This is a genomic window from Pseudomonadota bacterium, assembly GCA_026388275.1.
In the GTDB taxonomy this organism is placed as follows: domain Bacteria; phylum Desulfobacterota; class Syntrophorhabdia; order Syntrophorhabdales; family Syntrophorhabdaceae; genus JAPLKB01.
Window position 1 is genome coordinate 1 of the sequence record JAPLKB010000069.1, and the last position, 5,166, is coordinate 5,166.

8 protein-coding genes are annotated in these 5,166 nt (G+C 44.6%); 3 read left to right on the forward strand and 5 right to left on the reverse strand.

Annotated features, from left to right (window positions below):
* From NT010_16995 to NT010_17005, 3 genes are all read left to right on the forward strand, one after another.
* A partial coding sequence (locus NT010_16995) for a hypothetical protein (protein MCX5807740.1) occupies window positions 1-721 on the forward strand: 721 nt, incomplete at its 5' end.
* 441 nt (window positions 722-1,162) lie between these two features.
* A complete protein-coding gene (locus NT010_17000) occupies window positions 1,163-1,972 on the forward strand; it encodes a hypothetical protein (protein MCX5807741.1) in 810 nt (269 codons plus the stop codon).
* 2 nt (window positions 1,973-1,974) lie between these two features.
* The gene (locus NT010_17005) at window positions 1,975-2,712 is read left to right on the forward strand and encodes a hypothetical protein (protein ID MCX5807742.1); all 738 of its coding nucleotides are present in this window, start codon (window positions 1,975-1,977) and stop codon (window positions 2,710-2,712) included.
* On the opposite strand, the gene NT010_17010 is transcribed toward NT010_17005, so the two are convergent.
* The 5 genes from NT010_17010 to NT010_17030 all read right to left on the reverse strand — a co-directional run bounded on the left by NT010_17010 (window position 2,713) and on the right by NT010_17030 (window position 4,679).
* Window positions 2,713-2,847: a transposase gene (locus NT010_17010; GenBank protein MCX5807743.1), complete on the reverse strand. Its 135-nt coding sequence runs from the start codon at window positions 2,845-2,847 to the stop codon at window positions 2,713-2,715.
* A 165-nt stretch (window positions 2,848-3,012) separates the two neighbouring features.
* Entirely contained in the window at window positions 3,013-3,201 is a 189-nt protein-coding gene (locus NT010_17015; GenBank protein ID MCX5807744.1) for a type II toxin-antitoxin system HicA family toxin, read from the reverse strand.
* Complete coding sequence (locus NT010_17020) at window positions 3,198-3,416, reverse strand: type II toxin-antitoxin system HicB family antitoxin (protein ID MCX5807745.1); 219 nt, start codon at window positions 3,414-3,416, stop codon at window positions 3,198-3,200. The genes NT010_17015 and NT010_17020 overlap by 4 nt, the downstream gene beginning before the upstream one ends.
* A gap of 138 nt (window positions 3,417-3,554) precedes the next feature.
* On the reverse strand, window positions 3,555-4,346 hold the full coding sequence (locus NT010_17025; GenBank protein ID MCX5807746.1) for an endonuclease NucS: 792 nt from the start codon (window positions 4,344-4,346) through the stop codon (window positions 3,555-3,557).
* Window positions 4,347-4,448: 102 nt separating this feature from the next.
* Complete coding sequence (locus tag NT010_17030) at window positions 4,449-4,679, reverse strand: hypothetical protein (GenBank protein MCX5807747.1); 231 nt, start codon at window positions 4,677-4,679, stop codon at window positions 4,449-4,451.
* Between the last annotated feature and the right edge of the window lie 487 nt (window positions 4,680-5,166).

A 5,166-nucleotide genomic window follows, 5' to 3' on the forward strand; every position in this document is an offset into this window, starting at 1 on the left:
AAAACTCGGTATGGAAACAATCCCGGCAAGAATTGTTAATACAGTCACCCAAAAGGATGAAATACTGGCTATCCAATTGACAGAAAACCTCCAGAGAGAAGACTTGAATCCCATAGATCAGGCCAAAGGCATACTTGCATATATTCAGGCAAAACATCCTGATAAAAACTATAATCTGGATGGAGTGATGAGTGAAATAGTAAGTTACAATCGAAGGATCGAAGATGTATCTGATGAAATTGCGGACACAGTGTCCGCAATTTCTGAAATCGTCGGGAAGTCAACACGGACGATGCTTCGCACGATATCACTCTTAAAACTGGTTCCTAAAATTCAGGACGTAATTTCGAATGGAAAACTTCCTGTTTCCCAGGGATATCTCTTTGCCGCTAACCTTGGAAGTCCTGACTTTTTTACCATATTTGATGAAATAATGGAGACGCCTGTAACAAATGTTAAATTAGAGAAAATGCTTACCGCATATAAAAGAAGAAAACCGGAATCAACATCTAAACCTATGCCTATTAAAAAGAAAGTTGCTGTCTTACAAAATGCAAAATCATACTTTGAGAAGAAGACAGGGATGTATGCGAAATCAGATATTCAGACATTTCTTGATGAACTGAGGGTTTTAGTCTCTTTCATGGAAAAGCAGGTTGAAACAGCCCCGGAGATTGTATCGGTGAAACAACCAGATAAAAAACCTGTTCCGCAGGTGTGAGGATTAATGTGTGCAAGCGGCTTTGCTGTTACTTGAAAGGCAAGGATTATCAATAGAAATGTGTCTGTTGTATCATTACTGGTACGGTTTTTATAGCACGTACTTATCTTGTATATGACCTTCTGACCTGGATCGTGAACTACAGGTTGAAAGCAAGTATAATCATGGTTTACAAGAATCGTCAGAAGTAAAAAATCTAAAAATGTAACGTATCCTACTATTATATTACAATAGTTGTAGTACTTAACCTACTGAGATTGTAGCACATATCCTACATACAATAAGTTTAATATGTTATACGTTGTTTAATATAGTAAAACCAAACCACCTGTGAAGGTAGGATGGAATATGCAATATGTAACATAATATTAAATAACCTGTCAGGCGGCACTGGTTACAAAGTTGGATATCATTGCTTAGATACTGGAGGGGGTTTACAAAATGAAAAAATATTTACTTATTATGTTCCTGGTAGCATTTATTGGTTTTTCCACTCTTGCCCATGCAGCGCTGCATGACCGGGGAAGAGGCCTCATCTATGACGATGTTCTGAATATCACCTGGCTTAAGGACGCAAACTATGCACATACATCGGGCTATAACGGACCAGGGATTCTCGGAGGTGGTTCGTTTTATGGAATGACTCCTGATGGGCCGACTGCTGCCCAGGCAGTAGCCTATGCCAAAATTTGGGCTGATAACCTGGTCTATGGAGGTTACGATGATTGGCGGCTTGCAAAAGCCCTGCCGGTTAATGGGGTTGACTATAATTATGCGCGCCCAAACGATGGTTCATCCGACAATGGTTTTAACATCAGTGCGCCAGGTAGCATGTATCCAGGCAGTACTGCCAGCGAAATTGCCTATATGTTCTATGTCAACCTCGAGAACAAGGGTTACTTCGATGTCTCCGGGAATTTTCAAAGCGACTATGGTCTCAAAAACACTAAATATTTTATTAACATCCAGAATAGCATCATGGGCGATACATATTGGATGGATATTGTGACTTCACCAGAATCAAGCATGGTTGGTTACTTCAACTTTTATTACGGCAGCCAGATGGTAGGTAATACAACACACATGAGCGGCTATGCCTGGGCTGTGCGAGACGGAGACGTTGCTCCGGTGCCGCTTCCTGGCGCAATCCTCCTTTTTGCCCCGGGTCTTGTCGGACTTTTCGCCTTTAAAAAAAGGGCGCAGCAAGACAGCCGGGCTATAGAAACAAATTCACATGATCTGAGGAGGTAAGCATGAAGCGCTTCATTGCCGGTGTTCTGGTTACACTATTATTTGGTTTTTCCACTCTTGCCCATGCAGCGCTGCATGACCGGGGAAGAGGTCTAATCTATGACGATGTTCTGAATATCACCTGGCTTCAGGATGCCGATTATGCCATGACAACAAGTTATGCCACCGGAGATGGTTGTATGATGTGGTCATACGCCAAAGAGTGGGTCGATAATCTGGTCTATGCAGGCTACTCCGGCTGGCGTCTGCCGAGAACCCTGCCGCTTGATGGGGTCCAGTATAGCGATACCGGGTACATTTATCTTAACGGCAGAGGAGATTATGCGTTTAACATCAGCGCACCGGGGACGCCTTATGCGGGCAGCACTGCCAGTGAGTTGGCCTATATGTTCTACAACAACCTTGGAAACAATGCGTTCTTTGATATTTACGGTTACTCCCGAGCGGTCGGAGACTATGGTCTTATTCATACCGGCCAATTTACCAATTTCGGGCCGGATATAAAAAATGTCTGGTACTGGTCGGAGAGCAACGATAGCAATGCAGTTACGGGGTGGACCTTCTACCTCTCAATCGGCTTGCAGGCCCCGGGCCATTCAGGCGAGTTCTACAACAACGGCTATGCCTGGGCTGTGCATGACGGGGATATCGGTGCCCCAGTGCCGATTCCAGGCGCAATTCTATTATTTGCTCCCGGTCTTGCCGGTCTTGCAGCAATAAGGAGAAGATTCGCAAAGTAATCATACATAATCAATTATTATGGCAGGGTCAAATGGCCCTGCCTTTTTTTGTTCGTCTGATCTTCCCCCTTCTACTATTAGACGAACAGTCTCAACTTTAAATTCCCTGTCGAACTTTCTTTTTCCATCTGCCATACAAACCTCCTGGTTTATTATAATACCCAGGCCTTTCGGCGTATTCATTATTTTGGGGGAAGATTATTCTCCCTTTTCCCACTGTACACTCCCTCCTTATAGTTAGTCGAGAGTGTCCACTTTATTGGGGGAGGTACGCGATTCGCTGCAAGCCGTGGTTATAGTTCATTTTGTCGGTTTTATTCCAAGGTCTTTGCATATTTTTCTTGCAAGACTGTCATCGATTTCGGTGTGTCTCGGTACCGATGAGCGTTTGTTTAGGTTTGTATTGCCCCACCAAGAATGTCGGTGGCCTTCTCTAATGAATTCACAACCGTGCGCTCGAAGGTGTTTTAATAGATCGGTTCTTTTCATGCGGAGACAGCAATTCTTTCTTCTTCATACTCAGTACCGGCGGAGGCTATAGCATCTTGGCGGTTAAATTCGATGGCTTCGTGCAACGTCACACGAAGGCTTTCCATCAGTTCCTCACGGCTATGTTCCTGGCAGTTTATGCCTGGAACTTCCTCTATCCATCCTATCCACCAATCCCCTTGCTGTTTTACTATTGCGGTATATTGGGTATCCATTCAATATCCCTCCTTTGATCTAAGTATAACCTAAATCAATCTCTGTTGAAATTTATTTAATTTTTTGCCATAACGGGCTGGGTCAGACACGAGGCCTGATTTCAGGCCGATTGTCTGCATCCGGTAGTTATGTTCCGGTCATATGATCCTAACTCTCAGCACCCTTATCCCCGCCTCCTTTGCAGCGAGACGAAGTTGCTCATCATAGGACGGTGCCAGAATTATCCCTTTAACTTCTTTACCGTTTTGTTGTGCCCACTTTTCCCGTATGTAACCCATGTACCGAAGTATTTGTCCAACAACGTCGTCGGATGACCGAGTGGCTTTAAGTTCAAGAACTACATAGTTGCCCTTTTCATCCAGGCATATCAGGTCAGTTCTTCCAATTCCTATTTCGAGACTGCATTGCTGCTCAATATCGTTTCCTGCCAATCGGAGCTTAAGTTGCGAGAGATTAGCTTTGACTGCCTCTTCAACACCGGATTCCAGCACAAAAAAGTTGCCGTCAGCTTCACCGTAACCAAGATTCCTATATATCTTCAGGGCTAACTCGATCTTTTGCTTGTCCTCTTCCGTCGCTGCCGCAATGCGCAGTCGGTGATTCTGATTTGTCAATTCAGAACGGATGATTTCGTAGGGCAGAGTGGCCTTCCACTTGTCTATGCCGTCTATTGGGAACCAGCCTGCTTTAACTGGATACTTCTCCAACGCCTTCTTGTCTTCGACCCAATTACCGGAAATCTTGCATGTACCCCAGAAGCCCGATCCATATTCACGAAACAAGACTGTGTCACCTTTCTCGACCTTGCCCCGGTTCTTCTCACTTGCCTTGAAGTAGTAACGTCTTCTTTTTACAATCGTTGAGGTGTCCCAGTCAGAATCCTCTTTGTAGCCTTCAACTCTATTGGAAAATATCCATATGTTCGACATTAATCAATCTCCTTCCGTGTTCAAACATAACACAAAGTTGAGCCAGGGCCGGTCTTTTCAGCGATTGGCTCCAACGAATTGTTGGACAAATCCCATTTTTCCCTATGTATGCCCTGCAAACATCTGCTTTGCGAGTCCGGGATTGCTTTCACGAACCTCGGTCAGAAACAACTCAACAGCAGAATGAAGCAATCCAAATGATTTACCTTGCTTGAATCGCCAACTGTCCACACGCCACGGTCGTTCTCGCCCGGTTAGTTCTCTTTTGACTTCAACGAGATTGTCCATCTCAAGGTCCCAAACAGAATCTGTAGCTCTGTCGAAAAATATCACCGCAATGCTGGGCGTCTTCTTGGGTTGTCCGTTCTTGAAACACGTTCCTACACCCAGCATCCTTGGTTCTTCGTAAATGTACCAGCCTGCCTCTCGTAACTCGTCTCGAAGGTAATCGGCGTATTGCTGTAAAGTGTCGAATGCAGGTAGGGCAGACTGTGGCTCAGGCGTAGGAGGACGTTCATTCACGATTTTATTTCCAGAGCCATCTTCTGCCCAAAGAATCTTCGCAATCTTGTATTGTTTCTGTATGCGAGCACCCGGTTCGTAGACCCGAAGTTCGGTCGTGGAACATGAAGTTATGGCAATTTGTCTTGTTTGTCCTGGTCGACTACCGCCACTGTATGTGACGTAAGATGTTTTTAGTAGACACCAAAGTTGATGTACAATACGACAATGGAGGTGTCAAAATGAAAAGAATTCCCAATGCAGTTTACACAAAGGAGTTCAGAGAGGAAGCGGTGAAGATGGTTACGGAAGGAGGACT